The sequence below is a fragment of the Prochlorococcus sp. G4PB17 genome (assembly GCF_059772445.1).
The window spans coordinates 1,500,543-1,521,807 of sequence record NZ_CM186288.1 but is presented as its reverse complement, the minus strand read 5'-3'; the positions used below and the strand labels follow the sequence as shown (position 1 = coordinate 1,521,807).

General features: G+C 34.8%; 21 protein-coding genes. 7 read left to right on the top strand and 14 right to left on the bottom strand.

Annotated elements, in window-relative coordinates:
• The first annotated feature begins 33 nt into the window (after positions 1-33).
• Entirely contained in the window at positions 34-1,212 is a 1,179-nt protein-coding gene (locus AC6EJB_RS08675) for a trypsin-like peptidase domain-containing protein (RefSeq protein ID WP_498491006.1), read from the top strand.
• A gap of 27 nt (positions 1,213-1,239) precedes the next feature.
• Here the strand turns inward: AC6EJB_RS08675 and AC6EJB_RS08670 are convergent, their stop codons facing one another.
• The gene (locus AC6EJB_RS08670) at positions 1,240-2,952 is read right to left on the bottom strand and encodes an ABC-F family ATP-binding cassette domain-containing protein (protein ID WP_498491004.1); all 1,713 of its coding nucleotides are present in this window, start codon (positions 2,950-2,952) and stop codon (positions 1,240-1,242) included.
• 87 nt (positions 2,953-3,039) lie between these two features.
• On the opposite strand from AC6EJB_RS08670, the gene AC6EJB_RS08665 reads away from it, so the two are divergent.
• Positions 3,040-3,231: a hypothetical protein gene (locus tag AC6EJB_RS08665; protein ID WP_498493007.1), complete on the top strand. Its 192-nt coding sequence runs from the start codon at positions 3,040-3,042 to the stop codon at positions 3,229-3,231.
• Here the strand turns inward: AC6EJB_RS08665 and AC6EJB_RS08660 are convergent.
• Complete coding sequence (locus AC6EJB_RS08660; protein WP_498491002.1) at positions 3,205-3,435, bottom strand: DUF8665 family protein; 231 nt, start codon at positions 3,433-3,435, stop codon at positions 3,205-3,207. The genes AC6EJB_RS08665 and AC6EJB_RS08660 overlap by 27 nt on opposite strands.
• Before the next feature lie 34 nt (positions 3,436-3,469).
• A complete protein-coding gene (locus AC6EJB_RS08655; protein ID WP_498491001.1) occupies positions 3,470-3,826 on the bottom strand; it encodes a DUF8682 family protein in 357 nt (118 codons plus the stop codon).
• Between the two features lie 138 nt (positions 3,827-3,964).
• Between AC6EJB_RS08655 and AC6EJB_RS08650 the strand changes: the two genes are divergently transcribed.
• Positions 3,965-4,267 (top strand): ribbon-helix-helix domain-containing protein, encoded by a 303-nt coding sequence (locus AC6EJB_RS08650; RefSeq protein ID WP_498490999.1) that lies wholly within the window; start codon positions 3,965-3,967, stop codon positions 4,265-4,267.
• Between the two features lie 18 nt (positions 4,268-4,285).
• Here the strand turns inward: AC6EJB_RS08650 and AC6EJB_RS08645 are convergent, their stop codons facing one another.
• From AC6EJB_RS08645 to AC6EJB_RS08625, 5 genes are all read right to left on the bottom strand, one after another.
• Complete coding sequence (locus AC6EJB_RS08645; RefSeq protein ID WP_498490997.1) at positions 4,286-5,422, bottom strand: anhydro-N-acetylmuramic acid kinase; 1,137 nt, start codon at positions 5,420-5,422, stop codon at positions 4,286-4,288.
• 3 nt (positions 5,423-5,425) lie between these two features.
• On the bottom strand, positions 5,426-6,130 hold the full coding sequence (locus AC6EJB_RS08640; RefSeq protein ID WP_498490995.1) for a potassium channel family protein: 705 nt from the start codon (positions 6,128-6,130) through the stop codon (positions 5,426-5,428).
• A gap of 12 nt (positions 6,131-6,142) precedes the next feature.
• On the bottom strand, positions 6,143-7,528 hold the full coding sequence (locus tag AC6EJB_RS08635) for a TrkH family potassium uptake protein (RefSeq protein WP_498490993.1): 1,386 nt from the start codon (positions 7,526-7,528) through the stop codon (positions 6,143-6,145).
• A 103-nt stretch (positions 7,529-7,631) separates the two neighbouring features.
• Positions 7,632-9,449, bottom strand: coding sequence for an SLC13 family permease (locus AC6EJB_RS08630; protein WP_498490991.1), 1,818 nt, complete (start codon positions 9,447-9,449; stop codon positions 7,632-7,634).
• 70 nt (positions 9,450-9,519) lie between these two features.
• Positions 9,520-10,722 carry an NAD(P)/FAD-dependent oxidoreductase gene (locus AC6EJB_RS08625; protein ID WP_498490990.1) on the bottom strand — a complete coding sequence of 401 codons (1,203 nt, stop codon included), beginning with the start codon at positions 10,720-10,722 and terminating at the stop codon, positions 9,520-9,522.
• Positions 10,723-10,793: 71 nt separating this feature from the next.
• Here AC6EJB_RS08625 and AC6EJB_RS08620 point away from each other — a divergent pair, with 71 nt between their 5' ends.
• Entirely contained in the window at positions 10,794-11,585 is a 792-nt protein-coding gene (locus AC6EJB_RS08620; RefSeq protein ID WP_498490988.1) for a phosphoadenylyl-sulfate reductase, read from the top strand.
• Between the two features lie 3 nt (positions 11,586-11,588).
• A complete protein-coding gene (locus AC6EJB_RS08615; protein WP_498490986.1) occupies positions 11,589-12,290 on the top strand; it encodes a type III pantothenate kinase in 702 nt (233 codons plus the stop codon).
• Here the strand turns inward: AC6EJB_RS08615 and bcp are convergent.
• Positions 12,277-12,744: a thioredoxin-dependent thiol peroxidase gene (gene bcp / locus AC6EJB_RS08610; RefSeq protein WP_498490984.1), complete on the bottom strand. Its 468-nt coding sequence runs from the start codon at positions 12,742-12,744 to the stop codon at positions 12,277-12,279. The genes AC6EJB_RS08615 and bcp overlap by 14 nt on opposite strands.
• A 52-nt stretch (positions 12,745-12,796) precedes the next feature.
• Here bcp and AC6EJB_RS08605 point away from each other — a divergent pair, with 52 nt between their 5' ends.
• Positions 12,797-13,399 carry a 4'-phosphopantetheinyl transferase family protein gene (locus AC6EJB_RS08605; protein WP_498490982.1) on the top strand — a complete coding sequence of 201 codons (603 nt, stop codon included), beginning with the start codon at positions 12,797-12,799 and terminating at the stop codon, positions 13,397-13,399.
• Here AC6EJB_RS08605 and AC6EJB_RS08600 read toward each other — a convergent pair.
• The 5 genes from AC6EJB_RS08600 to AC6EJB_RS08580 form a co-directional block, all read right to left on the bottom strand.
• A complete protein-coding gene (locus tag AC6EJB_RS08600) occupies positions 13,396-15,600 on the bottom strand; it encodes an AAA family ATPase (protein ID WP_498490980.1) in 2,205 nt (734 codons plus the stop codon). The two genes, AC6EJB_RS08605 and AC6EJB_RS08600, sit on opposite strands and share 4 nt — an antisense overlap.
• 87 nt (positions 15,601-15,687) lie before the next feature.
• A complete protein-coding gene (locus AC6EJB_RS08595) occupies positions 15,688-17,337 on the bottom strand; it encodes an alpha-D-glucose phosphate-specific phosphoglucomutase (protein WP_498490979.1) in 1,650 nt (549 codons plus the stop codon).
• Between the two features lie 63 nt (positions 17,338-17,400).
• Complete coding sequence (locus AC6EJB_RS08590; protein ID WP_498490977.1) at positions 17,401-17,571, bottom strand: DUF8677 family protein; 171 nt, start codon at positions 17,569-17,571, stop codon at positions 17,401-17,403.
• 19 nt (positions 17,572-17,590) lie between these two features.
• Complete coding sequence (locus AC6EJB_RS08585; protein ID WP_498493004.1) at positions 17,591-18,670, bottom strand: DUF4912 domain-containing protein; 1,080 nt, start codon at positions 18,668-18,670, stop codon at positions 17,591-17,593.
• Between the two features lie 303 nt (positions 18,671-18,973).
• Complete coding sequence (locus AC6EJB_RS08580) at positions 18,974-19,360, bottom strand: NDH complex assembly factor CRR9 (protein ID WP_498493002.1); 387 nt, start codon at positions 19,358-19,360, stop codon at positions 18,974-18,976.
• A gap of 456 nt (positions 19,361-19,816) precedes the next feature.
• Between AC6EJB_RS08580 and sufB the strand changes: the two genes are divergently transcribed.
• Positions 19,817-21,259 carry a Fe-S cluster assembly protein SufB gene (sufB, locus tag AC6EJB_RS08575; protein ID WP_498490976.1) on the top strand — a complete coding sequence of 481 codons (1,443 nt, stop codon included), beginning with the start codon at positions 19,817-19,819 and terminating at the stop codon, positions 21,257-21,259.
• Positions 21,260-21,265 lie beyond the last annotated feature (6 nt).

Here is a 21,265-nt window from a genome sequence, read left to right as displayed (position 1 = left end):
GATAGTCAGAAAAACTAATCCCTTTTTGAGATTATGAATGGATTAGATGCAAAAACGCTTTTATTAGGGCCTCTAAAAATACGCCAATCGAAATATTTTAAAATTTTAATTTTAGTTCTATTTGTTTCTTTTAACTTTCGATTAGATGCTCCACTTCATTCTGGTGAAGCTTTGCTGACAACACAACAAAATATTCATAAAGAATCATTCGTATCAAAAGCATTAAATATCAGTGGCAATGCAGTTGTCACAATTGAAACAGAGCGTAAAGTTTCGACCACAGGAGAAGGATTATTTCCTCCTGGAATCTTGAATGATCCATATTTTGAACGGTTCTTTGGTCAAAGAGGTCTTCAAATTCCAAGATCACGAATTGAAAAAGGTCAAGGGAGTGGCGTCATTTTTTCTAAGGAGGGTCTCGTCTTGACCAATGCTCATGTAATAGAGAAAACAGATCAACTAATAGTAGGTTTATCAGATGGAAGAAGAGTCCTTGGAACAGTTGTTGGACAAGATTCACTTACAGATCTTGCTGTTATTAAGCTTAAAGCAAAAGGTCCATGGCCCACAGCACCTTTAGGTGATTCTGATCAGCTAACAGTTGGTGATTGGGCTATTGCAGTTGGAAATCCTTTTGGGCTTGAAAATACCGTTACTCTTGGAATCATTAGTAATCTCAATAGAGATGTTGCCCAGTTAGGTATATCCGATAAAAGAATAGATCTAATTCAAACAGATGCAGCTATTAATCCAGGAAATTCTGGAGGTCCATTATTGAATTCTGATGGTGAAGTAATTGGTATTAATACTCTTATTCGCTCAGGGCCTGGAGCTGGACTAGGTTTTGCAATACCAATAAATAGAGCTAGAAAAATCGCTAAAGATTTAATCTCTAATGGTAGAGCCAAGCATCCAATGATTGGTGTAACACTTTCAAGCAATATCAAACAAAAAAGTAAGTTTCTTTCTCAAAGAGGAATGGGAGCAATTATTAAATATGTGGCACCTAATAGCCCTGCTGAACAGGGAGGCTTGAAAATTAATGATTTGATAATTTCAATCAATAATAAGATAATTTCAACTCCATCAGATGTGGTACACAAAATCAATCAAAATAATTTAACCTCAACTTTAAAAATTAAAATACTTAGAAATAATATTGAGTATATAAAAATCATCAAGCCTATTGATATTTATGATCTGAGATACTAATCAACAAATAGTTTATAAATTTTATCATTAGATATTTTTTTTCTTTTTACGTTGTTTCTCTCGATTAGCTAATCTTTTTTTTTCACGTTCTGCCAATTTTAATTCTTCTTCTTTTTTTACTTTTTCTTCCATTTTTTTCTCTTTATAATATTTATAATCACCTTGATACTTTATTAGTTGTCCATCTCTTATTTCAACAATTTTAGTAGCAACTTTTGAAATAAAATATCGATCATGAGAAACTATTAATGCAGTACCATCATAATTAATTAATGCCTTTTCTAACATATTCTTTGAAGGTATGTCTAAATGATTTGTAGGTTCATCAAGAATTAATAAATTTGATGGCTTAATAATCATTAATGCCAAAGCAAGTCGTGCTTTCTCTCCTCCACTTATTTGACTGACATCCTTAAAAACAGATTCGTTAGTCAAGCCAAAGCTACCTAACAAAGATCTTATCTCTGTTTGAGTCCAGCTTGGTACAAATTGACTAATTGTCTCAATTACTGTTTTATCTAATTCCAAAGCTTCTGCTTGATTCTGCTCAAAATAACTAGGAAAGATATTATATTTACCAATCTGAATAGATCCTTCATCAGGTTCCTCTAAACCCATAATTAATCTTAGTAAAGTAGATTTTCCAGAACCATTTGGTCCCAAAAAAGCTATTCTTTCACCAGGCTCAACCTCTAAGAAAGCTTCTAAGAATAAAATATTATCTTCATAACTATGAGTTAAATCCTCAATGCTTAATACATCCTTTCCAGAACGAGGAGCATCCATGAATTTAAAAAAAGGACCTTTTAAAAAGTTTTCAGGTGCTTCTATTTTCTCAACTTTATCTAATAATTTTTCTCTACTTTTTGCTTGTGTACTTCTAGTAGCGCTTGCTCGAAATCTTTCTATATATGCCTTTTGTACTTGCATATCCTTTTGCTGTTTTTCATAAGCTGCTTTTGTTGATTCAAATTCAAAATCTTTCTGTTGAATATATGATGTATAATTTCCCAGATAACTTTTAGAGTGACCTCGTTCTGTATTAACAATTTTATTACAAACTTTATCTAAAAAAGATCTGTCATGACTAACTATTACCATTGCAACTTTCTGATTAATTAAATATTTCTCTAGCCATTCAATAGTTTCTAAATCTAAATGATTAGTAGGCTCATCTAATAACAATAAATCAGGACTTTGAAGGAGAATCTTGCCTAAAGCTATTCTCATCTGCCAGCCACCAGAAAAATCTCCAACTAATCTATCTGCATCTATTTGATTAAAGCCTATAGTAGGTAATAGCTTTTCAACTTTAGACTCCAAATCATAACCATTTATTGATTCAAATTTGGTTTGAATAAGGCTTAATTCTTTAATAAGTGAATCCAGGTAATCTACATTTTTAGAAGCCAATTCAGATTCCATTTTTTCTTGAATTAGTTTTTGACTATGAAGCAACTCAGATGCTTCTTTAAATGCCTCAAATAACTCTTCTCTTACAGTTCTAGTAACATCAACATCAAATTCCTGTTTTAAATATGCAATAGATGGATTTCCTTCAGTAATTAATGCCCCATCAGTAGCTTCTTCGAATCCTGCAATAATTTTTAATTGTGTCGATTTCCCTGCTCCATTAACTCCAACAAGCCCAATTCTCTCTCCAATTTTTATTTCCCAAGTAACGTCCTTCAAGACCTCACCAGTGGGATAAATCTTACTAATTCTCTCAAGTCGCAACACTACAAAAAAACCTCATGTGAATTACCTTCAATCATCTAGCTTTAAAAGGTGGTAACTGGTTTAAATTACATTATGAAAGCAAGGGCCATGTTAAGACTCGAACAAATTACTGCTTTAGTTCTCGCAGCCGCTCTTGCAATTCCTAGTTATTGGTTTTTTTGGACAATGGCAGGTGGAGGTGGCTATGAACGCAGAGGGATTAAAGATAATGAGCAAGATTCATTAGAAATTCCCTCAACATTAAAGAATGAATCACAATCCGCCCCTAGCTTTAATTAGCCATTGTTTAGTCTCTAAATCATCAATGGTTGATAAATATTCTTTTACCTCTTCTGAAGTAACTGGCAAGTTTACTTCATTTCCAAGTGCACATATGGCTTGCATAGCACCTTTGGGGTTTTGAAGCGCTTGACGAAAAAGATCTTGTTTTTTATTTGGATCTGAATTTATAAGCTTATAAAGCTCTGCAGCATTGCTGCTCATAAGAAAATAATTAACTAATTAAGAGAATATTCAATTAAGCAACTTTTGTCTGGAAACTATTTGATTCATTGCATTTATCTAAATCACTTTCCTTCAAACCCAAAGCAGAGGCATCTTTCATACTTCTTGCGTCCATACATAGGACTTTACGTAGTTGAGCAAAGTTTGCAGCGTGTGAAGATCTTCCCTCTTTACAAGCCCCGTATTCAGCTCTCTGTAAAACGTGGTGTAAATGAGTCAATAAATAAGAACTTACAACAGCAGAAATTAAAACATCTCCATTCGTACCATTTCGACGACTATTCCTTCTTGAACGTTTTACAGATCCTTTTTCTACAACAACACGTGATGAAAGTGTTTTAGATGTTTTTGGAAGAGATGGCTTAGACATGAAATACTCCTTGTTAATCAGAAAATTCAAGTAAAGGTTGACAAGGCAAAGGAGGCCGGTAAGGCAAGTATCATACACAAGGATACTACCCATACGTATAAGTGTACACTATTAAGTAACTGGTAGTTCTTTATCCACATGGCTACTCGTCAACATTCAAGTAACGGGAAGCAAAAATCTCCTCGTATCCAAGTTGTGCTGCCAGAAGATTTATGTGAGAAATTATCAGAATTAGCAGAACAAGAATCTAGAACTGTGAGCAATATGGCCAAAGTGTTAATTCAGGAAGGAATTAAGCGTCACAGGTTGATAGAGAATTCATCATCTAATGAATTAGAAAAGAAAAACACTAAAACTCAAAATTTTATAAATGCATTAGAAAAACAAAAAACACAAAGATTAAAAGGTATTCCAAAAAGATTAAGATTTAAAAGAAATTAATGTTTAATTAAATCAATATTAAGGATCAACTCTAACTCCATACAATAAAGATTTATTTGCTCCTGTGATGTACTTAGGATTAACTTTTTTCCCTACCAAATTCCACCAGGATAAAGTTGCGAATACAAGAGCCTCTCTATATTGAGAAGGAATACCTATTTCATTTATTTTGCGGATACGAACACCACAACATTGTTTCTCTAATTGGTTCATTAGAAATAAATTATTAGCTCCACCTCCAGCAACTAAAAGCTCAATCAAACGTATTTTTTTACTCCTATAAAGATTTTCTAAATCTTGAGAAATTATTGATGAAGTAAATTGAGTTAGGGTTGAAAGTAAATCTTCTAGTGATAAATTACCAGCTTCATTTTTTCTTTTTTTTAAATCTTGAGAACCAAATTGCTCTCTTCCTGTAGATCGGGGAGGTTCTATATGAAAAAAAGGTTCCTTCAACCAATTTTTGATAATATTTGAATTAGGGATCCCAACTGATGCCAAAGATCCGTTGTGATCAAACTTTAATGATGATTTAGTACTTTCTTGAATTGCCAAATCAATTAGAGAGTTCGCCGGTCCACAATCCCATCCTAAACATTCAGAATTTTTATCAATTCCAGTTTTTGGTGGAATAATAGTGAGATTTGCAATTCCACCAAGATTAAGAATCCCTCTCCATCCATATAATCGTCCAACTAAAGTTTCATCTACTAAAGCCACTAAAGGAGCACCATGCCCACCTGAAGCTATATCCTTTGACCTGAAATCATAAATAACACTTTGACCTAAAAGATGAGCAAGTAATGGTCCTAAAAGAATTTGAAGACTTCCTCCTCTTCTACAGTTTTTTGCACTTCTATGAAAAACTGTCTGACCATGACATCCAACAACCTCTGCAGTAGCAAAAGGATCACACCTCCTTGCGGCTTTGGCATTCAATTCAGTAATTTCCTCAGCCAACTCAAGCCAATCTTTGCTACTAATTTGTAATCCTTGACCAACTTTTATAATTTTGTTTCTAGTTGAAGATGGATATTCATAAGAACCAGTATTTAAAATTTGCCATTTTGGCTTTGAAGGATCCCCTTTAAATTCAACTAAAACTGCATCTATTCCATCTGCACTTGTACCACTCATCAAACCCAATACCCGCATAAATTAAATTTGAGGCAGCTTTTGAAGATCTTCCATTGAACCCATAACTACAAGAACATGGTCTTTTTCCAATATATATTTAGCTGGAGGATTAACCGTGAGTAATTGAGCAGGACCAGCGGCTAAGACATTGACAAAATAATTTTTTCTAAGATTCAAATCTCGTAAAGAACGACCTACAAATACCTCAGGCACTTTAATCTCATCAATACCTGTTTTATCATCGAGTTCTAATCTTTCAATCAGATTAGGTCTAACCAATTCCAAGCCCAATCTTTCTCCTTGCATTCTTGAAGGGAATACCACACGATCAGCACCAACTCTTTTCAGCATTTTTTCATGCAGATCACTTGTTGCTCTAGCAATAACCTGCTTCACTAAACTTCCCTCTGTGTCTTTAGCAATAAGAGTTGTCGTAATACTTGCTTCAATTGGCTCACTAATACCTACTACTACAGTCCCCATTTCAAGAATACCTGCCTCTTTCATCGACTCTTCATCCGTTGAGTCAACCACCCTCGCTTCAATTGTTGGCTCGAGTTGACGTAATTCCTCTATGGCCTTCTCTGAGAAATCAACAGCCAAAACATCAGCACCATTTCTCAATAGCTCTCTACACACAGCACTTCCAAAACGACCAATTCCAACTACAGCAAACCCAAGTTTCTGGTTTGCTTTTATGGGAGACCACTGCCACCAATCACTCATGATTTATCCTCCTTAAACATAGAGATCCTCCCTCGGATAACCAATTCGACTTCGATGTTGAAGCTTGCTTTTATTAAGAGCTTGCCACAAAGCGCTCAAGAATAAAAGGATGCCCAGTCTGCCAACAAACATCCCAATAATCAGAATTAATTGACCTAAGTGTCCTAGCTTAGAGGTCACGCCAAGATCAAAACCTACAGTTGCAAAGGCAGAAATACAAGTAAAAAGCATTTCTAAAAATGAAAAATTCTCTCCACTATTGAATCCATTACTCAAACTTAATAATAGGGCCATAATCAACACAAATAAAAATGAACCAACCGTGATACCAACTGCTTTAAGAATTACTTTGTCAGATATTTGACGATTACGAATAATAATTTCATTTTGGCCACGCAAGGTTGCTCTTGTAGCAGCCATTAATGCAGCAATAGTTGTAGTCTTAATTCCTCCTCCAGTGCCACCTGGACTGGCCCCAATAAACATAAGAAACATTATCAACAGAAGACCTGAATCAGAGACACTCTCAATTGATATTGGCAGATTAGTAAATCCTGCAGTTCTTGCACTTACAGAAGTAAATAGAGCGGTTAAAATACGATCATCAAAATTAATTAACGAAAAGAAACTACCCCTAGCTAATGATTCAGTAAAAATCAATCCAAAGAATCCTAAAGAAATTAATATAAAAGATGATCTAATTACCAAACGTGTATGAAGACTTAAGTTTCTTAATTTTAAAGATCTACGATTTATCCAAATGTCATTAGTTACTCTCCATCCAAAACCACCAAGAATGATTAAAGTAATTAAAACAAAATTCACTACCCAATTGCTTCTATAATCTTGTATGCTATTTGACCATAAACTGAAACCAGCATTGTTATAAGCAGATATACTATGAAAAATTGATGCCCAAATCCTTTGACTTGAGCTAGTTATATTATTAAAACCAAAAAAATATAAAGTAATAGCACCTAGAAAAATAAGAATAGATGCTGTGATCGCAATCCCTTGAAATGTTCTTCCTACACCACCAACTCCAAATTCATCAAGAGTTTTTCCTTTATCTAGACGTGTTTTCAATTCGGTTCCACTCACAATAAAGCCCTGTAAAAATGTAGTAATAGCCATTAAGCCAAGACCCCCCGTTAACAACATAATCGCTAAAATTACTTGCCCAAAAAATGTCAAATCTATTCCTATATCAATAATAGATAATCCCGTCACAGTAACAGCAGAAGTTGCCGTAAATAATGCCTCCCACAAGCCTACATTTGCATTAGAACATAGAGGTGAAGCTAATAATAATGTTCCACAAGTAATCACAAGTAAACCCGTTACCACTGTGAACTGTGGAACCGTAAGCCTTCTGTAAGTTTCTTGCCTAATGCTCACTTTTTTAACAAAAAATAGAGACTAATTCTGAAAAGATTAAATAATCAAAATCAAAAGAAAACCTTGAATTTTTTTCTAAATTAATAATCATATCCAACATATTTTAAGAATTACCATAGTTTAACAAAATCAACCCTGGGACAAGAAACGTCATCAAGATAGTCAAACCAGCTCCGTATTTAGTGACATCTAAGAACTTATAACGCCCAGGACCAAATACCATAAGGTTTGTCTGATAACCCATTGGAGTCAGAAAAGATTGACTAGCGCCAAAAAGAACTGTTATCAATAAAGCCAAAGGAGGCAATCCCATACTTGGCGCCAATTGAACAGCAATTGGCGCCAAAAGAGCTACTGAAGCAGCATTACTGACAAATTGAGTAAATATTGTAGTAGAGAGGAAAATCACTAGTAAAGCGGAATAATTAGATAAGTCTTGCAATATAAAAATTAAAATATTTGCAAAAGCGTCAGCAATACCTGTGTTTTGCATTGCGACACTAAAACTAGAAAGAGATCCAAGCAAAAGAATGACATCAAGTCGAATTGATCTTTGAACCTCTGCGGGCCTTAAACATCCACCCCAAACCATCCCAATTACAGCCAATAAAACCGAAGCAACCAAAGGCAAGTCAGTAAGTGAAGGGAGAATCAACATAGAAATAGCAATACCAATTGCTATTGGTTTTCTCGTAACAGTTGGTAGATCATTATCAAATTGATCTAAAACGAGAAGGTCATTACTATCTTGCAATCCTCTAATTGAATCTCTGGGTGCTTGGAGAAGTAATACATCCCCCTCTCTTAAAATTGCTTGTCCCAATCTTTCTTGAACAGTTTGCTGCCCTCGTCTTAAAGCTAAAACAGTTGCATTATGCCTTTGCCTAAATCGAAGTTCTCGCAAACTCGCTCCAGCCAAGGTTGAGCCAGCTGGCAAAAGGACCTCTACAGTTTGTTGGCCTTCATCAGTATTAGATAGAAAAAAATTCTTTTCAGTGTTTAAATTTTTTGTTAATTGAACTGTATGTTCTTGTTTTAAACGCAAAAGATCTGAGCGCGTAATTCTTATCAACAAGCGATCATAAGATTGAATTATTCGATCAGCTAGAGGTGGTAAAAGTCTTTCATTTTCTCTCTGTATTTCTAAAACATCGACATCAAATCTTCTTTGTAAGCGACTATTTCTCAGGGAATTCCCAACCAATTCAGAACCAGAAGGAATTGTAACTTCGGTAAAATAGCCAGTCTGATCAGAACTACCTCCATACTCTGAACTGATTCTTCCTCTATCAGGTAGAAGAGATTGAGGAGCGAACAACATATACGCTGTTCCAAACAACCATATGGGTATACCTATTGCAGTAAAAGTAAAAAGATCAAAAGGACCATAGCCAAGTTGATCGCTAATATCGCTCACCAACAAATTTACTGAACTCCCTAAAAGAGTTAAAGTGCCACCCAAGACCGTTGCGAAAGATAGTGGCAACAAAACACGAGAAGGAGATAATTTTCGCTTTACACACCAAGCCTCAATAACGGGTAAAAGCGAGGCAACCACGGGAGTATTAGGAACAACTCCTGAAATAGGAGCAACAACCAATCCAAGTAAAGCTATCAACCTACGTGGAGTTCGAATACTTTCAGAAGCAATTAACTCTCTTAAACGATCAAGAGCTCCACTTTTAAAAAGTGCAGCAGAGACAGCAAATAAGCCCATCAATGTAATCAAAGCAGGGCTTCCAAAACCAGCCAATGCTTTTTGAGGCGAAAGAACTCCTGTTGCCATTAATAGTGCAACACTCAAAAGTCCAGTCAATTCAGGGGCTAGAGCACTACTTATGAATAAAAAAACTGCACTAATTAAAACTGCCAAAGTTATGACAGCTTTTGGATTCTCAAAAACAGTTAATATCTCATTCATATTATTTAATTAATAACTTTTCAAACTGACTGTGTTCAAGTATTAATTTCAAGACTACTGCGTAAAGGAGCTAAGGAGATTGGGAAAATAGACGATTAATTATTTTTTTACTAAATAACCATGAACAAGAGGATTTAAACGATAGAAGAAAGCCTGGCATTCTTATTAAATATGCTAATCGCCTAATTTCAAATGCAATGGGTCCTGCCAAGGTCATTCCATATCCAGTAATAGATGCATTGCCAATGCCAAGGCTCAACATTTCTCCAAGATCTTCAAATTGAAATGGTTTCAGTTCATTTCCCTTTCTTAAATTAAGAATATTTTGAGCTACTAAAGAACCTTGCTGCATTGCAACTTGAGCGGAAGAGGGGAAAGGGTCATTTTCATAAAATGTGATATCTCCAACGAAAAAAATATTTTGATATTCATCCATTTGCATAAATTCATTTACTTTTATCTTATGATTTTTATTCAAAAAAGTATTTACGAATTTTGATTTACAAGGTCTTAAGCCTGCAGTCCATACTAAAGTAGAATAATCAATTTTCATGCAATTATTTGTTTGATTATCAGTACTGGAAAGTTCTAAAAAAGTTTTATCAACAGATTTTATATAATGGTCTAAATAAACTCTAATATTTCTCTTACCTATTGCATCGATTGCTTTCTCTCTATTAAATGATTTACAGGCAGGTAGAATTTTCTCTCCTTTATCAACTAAATATATTTCAATCCGATCTTTTATTAAATCAGAAATTTTACATGCAAGCTCAACGCCAGTTGGACCAGCTCCAGCAATCACTATAGGATTGGTATATTCAGAAGAATTATTTATTTTAGTTATTAACTTTTTAATTATTCGTAAGTCATTTAAATTAGAAAAGCTACAAGCATAGTCTTGTAAATTTTTTTGCAAGGAATAATCAGTTGTTACTCCTGTACTAATAACAAGTTGAGAATAAGATATTTCAATCTCAGATGAGGTAATTAACTTTTGTTCTATTTCATCAATTTCAACGACACATTCTTGTAAAAAGATAAATCCTAATTCTGAAGCTAAATCAGAATACTTAGGTGCCACCTCCCATAATTGAAGCTCACCGCTTAATAACTCATAGAGCAATGGCTTAAAAAGGAATCTATTACCTTTATCAATCAAAATAACCAAGGTTCCATCTGACTTGGCTAACAAAGCTTGAACAGTAGCCAGTCCTCCAAAGCCACCACCTACAACAACTATGGGGTCAGATTTTAAATTGTTCAAGTCCATAGGGACAAGATTTAAGATGATTTAAAAGACCCTAAACAAACTTTGACCGATTCGGCATTAAATTCTCAAACATGCAGAAAGAATCCCAAGACAATTACACCAGTGATTTGAGAGAATCAACTAAATTTGCTCAACCTTTTCTGGTGAAATCAATTGATGAAACAAGTAAATATCTTGAAAAACTTTCTGCACAAGATCAACTTCAATGGGCCTATGAGAAATTTGACGAGAAATTTGTTTTAACAACCAGTTTTGGAATCCAATCTGCTGTATTACTGCATATGACGGTGGCTTTAAAATCTAGAAAAAAACCAAGGGTAATATGGATTGATACGGGTTATCTACCTGAAGAAACTTATAACTATGCAGAAGAACTAACAACACTATTCGAATTAGATTTAATTGTGGCCCAAAGCCCTATCTCTCCCGCAAGGATGGAAGCATTGTATGGAAAACTTTGGGAAACTGGCGAACTAAAAGATCTAAATAAATATCACCAAATACGAAAAATTGAACCTTTAGAGAATGCCTTATCAGAACTCCGCGCTCTTTGTTGGGCTAGCGGAGTTCGTAAAGGTCAAACCAAAAATAGAGAATCCATGTCTCATATTGATTACATTAGAGAACGTTTAACTCTACGACCTCTCTTAAACTGGACTAAAAAAGATATTTTCTATTACATGAAAAATAACGATTTACCTCAACACCCTTTATTTGAAAAAGGCTATTCTTCTGTTGGGGATTGGCATTCAAGCGAAGCTGAAAATAATAATTCCAAAGGAAGATCAACCAGATTTGGAGGGGTGAGTGAAGAGTGTGGGATTCATGTTGATGAAAATAATTTTTTGGGAGAAGGAATCTAGCTAGTGTTTTTAGAAAAAAATTACTTAATGATTGGTAATACAAGATGGCATTGGGCATCAAAGACCAAAGAAGATTGGAAATATTTTCATACCTCTCCAAACCCCATAAAATTTAAAAATAAAGATTATTCTAAATTAACTTGGGCCTCAGTAGGTCCCGTTCCTGAAGATATTAAATTATGTACTAAAAAAAAGATAATATTAGATAATATTCCTCTACACAATCTTCCTTCTAATTTAGGAATTGACAGAGCTCTAGCTGCATGGAGTGCGTTTAAAAAGCAATCATCTTTAAAAAGCAAAGAACCAGGTTTAATCGTTATAGATGCAGGGACAATCCTAAGCGTCACGAAAATAACAAAAAAAGGAGAATTTGCCGGCGGTCAATTAATTTCAGGCTTCAAACTTCAATTATCATCGATGGCAAATGGTGCATTCAATTTAAAAACTCCTATTGTTCAAACAATCCCATATGAAACGTTTCAATACGAGACTAATAATGCAATGATAAGAGGCTCAATGAATGGATTAATAGGATTTATTTTGAAAATTTTTGAAGAGACAAATTTACCAATATGGATGTGCGGAGGTGATGCACCAATAATATTAAGTGAACTTGAAAATAAAAATATTAATATAAATCATTCTCCAAATCTGGTTTTAGAAGGATTGATTGATGTGGACCAACGTATCAATTCAATTTAAGATCACTTAAAATCTGATTAGCCATATTTTCTGATTTTACTTTCAAGTAAATCAATTCGATTTTCCCTTCTTGATCTATAACAAAAGTATGTCTCATCATTCCAAAATACTCTCTACCCATAAACTTCTTTAAGCCATAACTTTCATATAAAGAGGCGACAGGACAAGGTTCACTATCAGTTAAAAGTGTAAAAGGTAATTTATGTTTATCAATAAATTTTATATGCGATTTTGAGGCATCTTTACTAATACCTAAAACTTGAATATTGTTCGATTTAAATAGTTCCCAATTATCTCTAAAGCTACAAGCTTCCTTCGTGCATCCAGGGGTATCATCTTTTGGATAAAAGTAAATCACCACTCTCAATCCTTTGAATGATGAGAGACTGGTATCAATACCATCTTGATTAGGGAGAGTGAAATCTGGTGCAGAATCGCCTATACAGAGAGTCATGATTACAACTCAAATAAACAATAAAAGCGTACTAGGTCTTTGGCTTTTTTTGATGCCTTCAAAACTTTTACCAATAAGTACTGAAGAAAAAGAATGGGTTAAAAAGTTAGCACCAAAGAGAGCGTTTATTTACCACTTCTCCAGAGGCTGTCTTAGACAAGCCATTTCCAAAATGACAGGCTTAGAACCTCTTGAGATACCTCTTAAAGCTGATCCAGGCAAACCACCTTTATTGGCTGAAGGATTGGGTCATATCAGCATGAGTCATTGCTCTGATGCTTTATTAATAGGTTGGTCTTCAGCAAAAATTGGGGTAGACATAGAAAGAAAGGATAGACAGTTTCAAGCTCGCAAAATATCAAAACGTTTTTTCAACCAATATGAAAATTGCGAAATAGAAAGTTTGACGCCAAGCCAAGCTCAAGAACTAGTGCTAAAAAGATGGGTGATAAAAGAAGCCGCAATCAAATGGCAAAGTGGAAAAATAGCAACGAATATAAATCAATGGATTTGGAAAAATAAATCATCATTTGCATATCATAAAAAACTTGGACTCAAAGTAAAAGTTTACGAACAAAATCATGACAAATGGGCTTTTGCAATTGCATTAGATGGAGATTCAGTAACAAATAAACCAATAATTTGCCTTAATTAATTCTTATTTTTAGCCAGCAACTTAGTATGTATAAGCTTCTGTTTTATAGTAAGGCCATCCAATCTTTTAAATAATTTTTTTAATCTATTCAATGTTTCTTCCTCAGAATTTTTTAGAATAATTTCTTGATACTGACTTCCTTGATTAAACCACCTATTAATTATAGAGCTATCAACTTTTTGATATACAAACTCAGTCCATTCTTCAAGAGAAATATCCCAACCTAATTTTTCTAATTGTAAAATAAATTTCTTTTTATAATCTTGACTATTTAACCACTTCTTTTCTTTACAAATTAAATCACTCAAGAATGAAAAATCAGCCTGTTTATTATTACTAAAAACTTCTAAGCTTTCCTTTAAAGAAAGAGCAGGGCCATAACATGGGTTACTTATAATCAAACTTAATTCTGTATTCGCTGTACATTTTTCAGTTAAAGTCGGCCACAATTTAGAAAAATTTGTTTCAGAAAGAACTTTCCAAGGGATCCTTCCTCCAATCACCTCAAATTTGAGATTGTCTTCTAATTTTTTAATTGATTCAACTTGTGAATCAATTAAAACAGGTCGCTCCATAGGAGCCAAAACTTCTAATTCAGCTAATAACCTTTGATGATTATCTTCTGATACAGCCAAAACAACTCCACCTTCAGACACCTCAACTAAAGGCTTTAATGACCAAAGCAAAGAACTGGGAGTTAAGACTAAAACTCTATGATTTTTTTTCCAAGTAATACCAGACCATAATTTAGTCATTAAGTTTTTTAAGCGTTCCCCCTCTTGAAAAACTTGGCGAGATAACCATTTCTGCAACTCATCATCAACTTTTCCAGATGTGATAGTTAAAGGATTTTGTTGCTCAACTTCAACCAATGAAGCTAACTGTTCAGATCTTCTCTCATTCAAGAGAGATCGTCTTAGTCCTTCCCATCCATGACTAGTTGGCTCCCAAAAAATCTCATTTCGCAAACTATCTGGTAAATATTGCTGTGAAATCCAATTTTTTGAAAATGAATGGGGATACAAGTAACCCATTCCATCACCAAAAGCTTCTTGATCTCGATTTGCATCTTTAAGATGAGAAGGAACATTTTGCTTTTGGGAATCTTTAACTTTCTGAACTGCCTTAAAAATTGCCTTCACACTATTACTTTTCTCAGTTGAAGCCAAGTACAAGGTTGCTTGAGCGAGAGGATAAATACCTTCTGGCAAACCTATTCGATCAAAAGCGGCAGCGCATGACTCAACTATGACAATTGCATTGGGATCAGCAAGACCAATATCTTCTCCTGCAGCGATGAGCATACGTCTAAAAATGAATCGTGGATTTTCACCCGCTTCCAACATTCGAGCCAGCCAAAACAAAGCTGCATCAGGATCCGAGCCTCTTAATGACTTAATAAAAGCGCTGATCGTATCAAAATGAGCATCACCTTTTTTGTCGTATAAAACTGCTCTTTCTTGAATTGAATCCTCAGCAATCTTGATATCAATATTGATTGAACTATCTGGATTTGCAACGGTGCTCTCTACAGCAAGTTCAAGCGCATTAAGCAAAACGCGCGCGTCGCCATTACACACATCAATCAAATGATCTCCAGCTTCAATAGCTAAATTGATTACTTTCGACCCATAACCCCTTTCCTTATCCGTCAAAGCCCTTTGCAGTAATTGATGTAATGCTTTTGGATTCAAACTGTTTAACCGAAATAATCGAGATCTGCTTACCAACGCTTTATTTACTTCAAAATATGGATTTTCCGTAGTTGCCCCAATAAGGGTCAAAGTTCCATTTTCAACCCAAGGCAATAACGCATCTTGTTGAGCAGTATTAAATCTATGAACCTCATCAATAAATAAAATCGTGCGTTTACGATATTTATTTAATCTATCTATTGCAGCTTCAATCTCAGATCTCAAATCCTTGATGCCACCCAAGGCAGCATTTACGACACTAAAGTGAGATAGTGTATTTGAGGCAATAATCCTAGCCAAAGTAGTCTTACCAACTCCAGGTGGTCCGTAAAGCAATAAATTGCCTACTTTATCAGCAACAATTGAACGTCTCAATAAACGTCCTTCAGCAAGAATGTGATCTTGACCAACAAATTCATCAAGTGTTTGAGGTCGTAAGCGATCAGCTAAAGGGGCATTATTCTGTATTAGCTGTTCACCGCTAAAAGCAAACAGATCTTTGGCCAAAGCTAATAAACAAAATTTTTTTTACTTTAAAAGCAAAAAAAACTTATAAAGTAGTTTTTGATGATTTCCAATTGGAAGGTTTGTGATTTAAGTAATAACAGTTGGAGAGGACATGCCTGTTCGTTTTGAAATCTCTGCAAGAGAATCAATACTTTTAATTAAAGGATCCAAAGCCAACTGTGGATCTTGAGTGATATCACCATCACTTGGAACAAAACTTTCAAAGTAAACCCTCAATGTAGCTCCTTGAGTACCAGTGCCAGAAAGTCTCAATAAAACTCGACTACCATCATCCAATAAAATTCTTAAACCCTGATTAAGCGTAATCGAACCATCAATTGGATCTGTATAGCTAAAATCATCAGCATTTTTAATTATCTTTCCAGCAAAAGATTTATCTATCAAAGTCGGAAGCATATTGCTCAATCTGAAATAAAGAGAATTTGCAACTTCAGATGAAATAGATTCATAGTCATGACGAGAATAATAATGCCGACCAAAAAATAACCAATGATTTCTCATTATCTCAGAAACAGACTTTTTCTTAGACGCTAATATCTGCAACCAAAATAGAACAGCCCACAAACCATCTTTTTCTCTTACATGATCGCTGCCAGTCCCAAAGCTCTCTTCTCCACACAGAGTAATTTGATTGGCGTCCAAAAGATTACCAAAGTATTTCCATCCAGTAGGAGTTTCAAAGCAATTTATCCCTAAATGTTTTGCCACAACATCTACAGCTGAACTCGTCGGCATAGAACGAGCAACACCAGATAAACCATTGGCATACCCTGGCACACAATCGTAATTCGCAGCCAGAATTGCAAGGCTATCACTGGGGTTTACAAAGCAACCACGTCCTAAAATCATATTTCTATCGCCATCCCCATCACATGCTGCTCCAAAGGAAAATAAATTCCCTTTTAAAAGCAAATCAGCAAGATCTTTTGCATAAGTCAAATTGGGATCTGGATGAAGACCTCCAAAATCTTCCAAAGGTATTCCATTCCTTACTGTGTCTGAATTAGCTCCTAAATGATCAACAAAAAGTCGCTTTGCATATGGGCCTGTAACAGCATTTAATGCATCAAAAACGATCCGAAAATCTTCATTGATATAGGAACTAATCAAATCAAAATCAAATATTTTCTTCATTAAATCTATGTAATCTTCTATTCCATCAATGATCTCAATAATCATTGAAGATAATTTATATTTACCAGGTGAATAAGAATTATTTGATTGACATTGTATGATTTTATATTCTTTAAGATTCTTAGAGTAATTATAAATTTGATCAGTTAAAGATTCTGATGCAGGTCCACCATTTGAGGCATTTAGCTTGACTCCAAAATCACCTTCAAGTCCACCTGGATTGTGACTAGCAGATAAAATAATCCCACCTATTGCTTTATTAATTCGAATCAAATTAGAAGCCGCAGGAGTCGACAAAATCCCATCTTCAGTTGTTATGACTTTTTGAATTCCATGTGCAGCTGCCATCCGAATAATAATATCAATCGCTCTTTTGTTGCCATATCTACCATCACCTCCCACAACCAAAACACCTCCCTTTACCCCAGGCAGAGAACACAAGATTGATTCAATAAAACTCTCAAGGTAATGAGCCTCTTCGAACTGTAAAGTACTTTTTCTTAATCCAGAAGTGCCTGGTTTCTGATCAGTAAAAGGTGAGTTTAACTTAACTGTAAGTTTGCTAAATTCTGTAGAAAACACTTTGAAAATAAATTAGTGAATGATATAAAAATGAATCGAATATGAAATGGCAACACTGTGAATTCAGTGAGGCATTTCAGAAGTACGAAGCATAGCGACAAACCAAAGAGTACTTAAGATCAATGCAGTTAATACACCAGGACCTAATCCTAGGCGCTCAATCGTAGTAGGAATTAATAAAGGGAAAGCTATAGCTCCTACCAAAGGTGTAAAAGCAACAATGAAGCGAACCATTAATTAACTGAGAATATTTTCAAAACCATTCTGATTCAGATTTGGAATTTGGATTTGTATTATCAACTGGAGTAGATCTCTCAAATTTCATTGTAATATTCCTTGAATCAACTCCACCTTTATCCACTGCTTTTATTGAATAATTCTGAGTTCCATCCCTAAATGGGACTTGTAATCTAAAAGTTCCATCATTTGCAAGAGGAACTTCTTCATCTTCAATAAATAACTTAGCTGAGGGATCAGTCGCACCATAAACAATTAATTCAGCATCAGCTATAAGCCAAAAAGAGCGTGCTTGAGGAACAACTCCAATACCAGATTCATTCAATCCACTCGCCCAAAGGCCACTACCAGATTCATTATTTGCATTCAAATCACCTTGTGGCCCCTCTTGAAATTCTTCGGAACCGACTCTTCTAGTTCTAAATTTTGTAGTCGCTGATTGATATAAACGCTCGTGAAGGCCACTATCTGGTTGGTCAGAAGACAAATTTTCTTCTTTAGGCTCAAAAGTCGAGGTTGGTGCTTCCAAGCTAAATGGAACAAATTGATCAAGAATTTGATCACTTGGATGAAGTGAGGGAACTTTAGCTGAAGAAGAAAATGCTAAAGACATCCATTTGTGACCAATTCGATAACCCAGCTCAACCTTGTAATCTCTACCTCCTAATGGGATAGGCAAATACCACTCGGTACTATGACTATCAACAACAACTTCTTGAAGAGTTCCAGGGTTGGCTTCTCCATTACTTGCATGCGTGACGTCAGCTAAACGCAAACAAAGCCTATTAGCTCCTTTATTTTGAGCATTGGCACGATCCGAATCTGATATTTCCCAAAATACATATGCCCACTCCGGATCTCGAGGGAGAAATACAACTTTAGTTTGTGAAGAATTTGAATATGTGGTTTCAACAGATGATTGGTTTTCATCATTTATTAACTGTTTTTCTAATTCCTTTTTCTCTTCATAGAGAAAAACACCTCTAACAAGATCAGCCTTTGATTTTCTACTATAAAGAGGAATACCTAACTCACTCGCCTTAAGACGAAGTTGACGAAGTGTTAAACGTGACAGGGATTCTTGATCAAAAGTCACGCCCATAAACCTCCATTTTTTGTTTGGGATCAGTGCGATAAGTATGTGATGAAATGTGCGCTTCTCGTTGATGTGGTCAGCATCTACTGACTCCAAGAAAAGATCAAACAGTGGGATCGTTAGCTAAAAAGCTTTGCAATCACTAGAAAGTACGAGTTCATGTCCAATCAAAAAATTTCCAAGAAAAAAATTAAATCGAATTGAATAAAAGAATAAATCCAAATTTTTCAAAATTATAAGATCTGCTTTCTGTGGGATCATCTTTGTCAAATCCATATTTTTCATCGATCAAAGAGAACGATCTCAAGCCTCATATGAATCAATTAGCTCTCTCAATGTCAAATGCAAAGGAGCAATTTTTAAAGCACTTGACAATTTTTCTAATTGGAGAGCTGCTCCAGAAAATTGCTCAAATAAAACCTGAACAAACTCATCATCCTCAACCATCAGGGGGTTTTCCAAACACCATTCAAGCCAAATCTCTTTATCAGGGATCCCACCTTTATCATTAACCTTTTTCATTGATTTAAAACACTCCAAGCAATGTAAAAGCATTCTTAGATGATGCTTTTGACTTGTCGAAAGACTGGTCGATCCAATCAAATTAATATCCTCTCTACTTAATGGACTTTTTTCAAAATTCTCCAGAAAAATAGATTCCATCATTAACTGGCAGGGAGCATCTAACACTTGCAAAGTTTAAAAGAATATTTATCTTTTGATAGATTTCATCTAGGTTTCTTTGAAATTTCAATATAATTCTAGTCTAATTCATTACCTATTATCAATACTAAAAAAAATTCAGTAAATTCTATTTTAAGCATTGATAAGGGTTTAGATAGCTATTTAAATAATTTTAAGGTCTTAGGGTAATCTAGAGAAGATTTAGAATTTTATTCAAGCAAAATTACAAACTCAAACGTTTCTAAGTATCTTGGTTTAAGGTAATAGAAGATAAAACTACTTTTTTAAAACTGAGTTTTTACTCCGTGATTTGAATTAGAATGAGGTTGGCGATCCAACTATCAAAACACTCTTATCCTATGATTGGTTGCCAATGTCATCATTGACACTTCTCTGGGATCTTAAAGCCAAACTTTTCAGAAATAAAAAATCACTACTAAGACTTGATTTAATCAAAATAAAATGACCCAAACTAATACTGTCGAAGAAATTGTTTCCCAACCTTATAAATATGGTTTTATAACTGAAATTGAAACTGAAAAGATCCCAAAAGGATTAAATGAAGAAGTTATTAGGTTGATTTCCAAAAAAAAGAATGAGCCAGATTTTTTATTAAAATTTCGTCTAAGAGCTTATGAACAATGGTTGAAAATGAAAGAACCTGACTGGTCTGGATTAACTTATTCCAAAGTAGATTATCAGGACTTAGTTTATTATGCGGCGCCAAAACAAGACATCAAGAAGCAGAGTTTGGATGAAGTAGATCCTAAGCTACTCGAAACTTTTGAAAAGCTCGGAATACCACTTAGTGAGCAGAAAAGATTATCTAATGTAGCCGTAGATGCTGTATTTGACAGCGTTTCTATAGCTACTACATATAAGGAAAAACTTGCCGAACATGGAGTAATATTTTGCTCTATTAGTGAAGCAATTAGCGAATATCCAGATTTAATTGAGAAATATATGGGGACAGTTGTTCCTATAAATGATAACTTTTTTGCAGCCCTAAATTCGGCGGTTTTCAGTGACGGTTCGTTTGTTTACATACCTAAAGGTATCGAATGTCCAATGGAATTATCCTCTTATTTTAGAATCAATTCTGGCGACACTGGCCAATTCGAACGAACTTTAATTATCGCAGAAGAATCTTCCTCTGTGAGTTATCTAGAAGGCTGTACAGCGCCTATGTTTGATACCAATACGCTTCATGCTGCTGTTGTTGAACTTGTCGCACTCGATAATGCCTCCATTAAATATTCAACCGTACAAAATTGGTATGCAGGAAATGAGAAGGGAATTGGAGGAATCTATAACTTCGTAACTAAAAGAGGAGAATGTAGAGGAAAGAAAAGCAAAATAAGCTGGTCTCAAGTCGAAACAGGATCTGCAATTACATGGAAATACCCAAGTTGCGTACTACAAGGAGACAACTCCATTGGTGAGTTTTATTCAATTGCACTAACTAATAATTGTCAAAAAGCGGATACTGGGACAAAAATGATCCACATAGGAAAAAATACAAAATCAAAAATCGTAAGTAAAGGTATCAGTGCTGGACAATCTAAGAATAGCTATCGAGGCCTTGTCTCCATAAGCCCAAATGCTGAGGGCTCTCGAAATTACAGTCAATGTGACTCCATGTTGATCGGTGACAAAGCCAGCGCAAATACATATCCATATATTCAATCCAAACAACCTCAATCAAATATTGAACATGAAGCTAGTACTTGTAGGATTTCAGAAGATCAACTTTTTTACTTACAAAGTCGAGGAATTGATTTCGAAGAATCAGTTTCAATGCTAATTAGTGGCTTTTGTAGTGATGTTTTCAATGAATTACCTATGGAATTTGCATCTGAGGCAGATAAACTTTTAGCTTTAAAATTGGAGGGTTCGGTTGGATAGAAATAT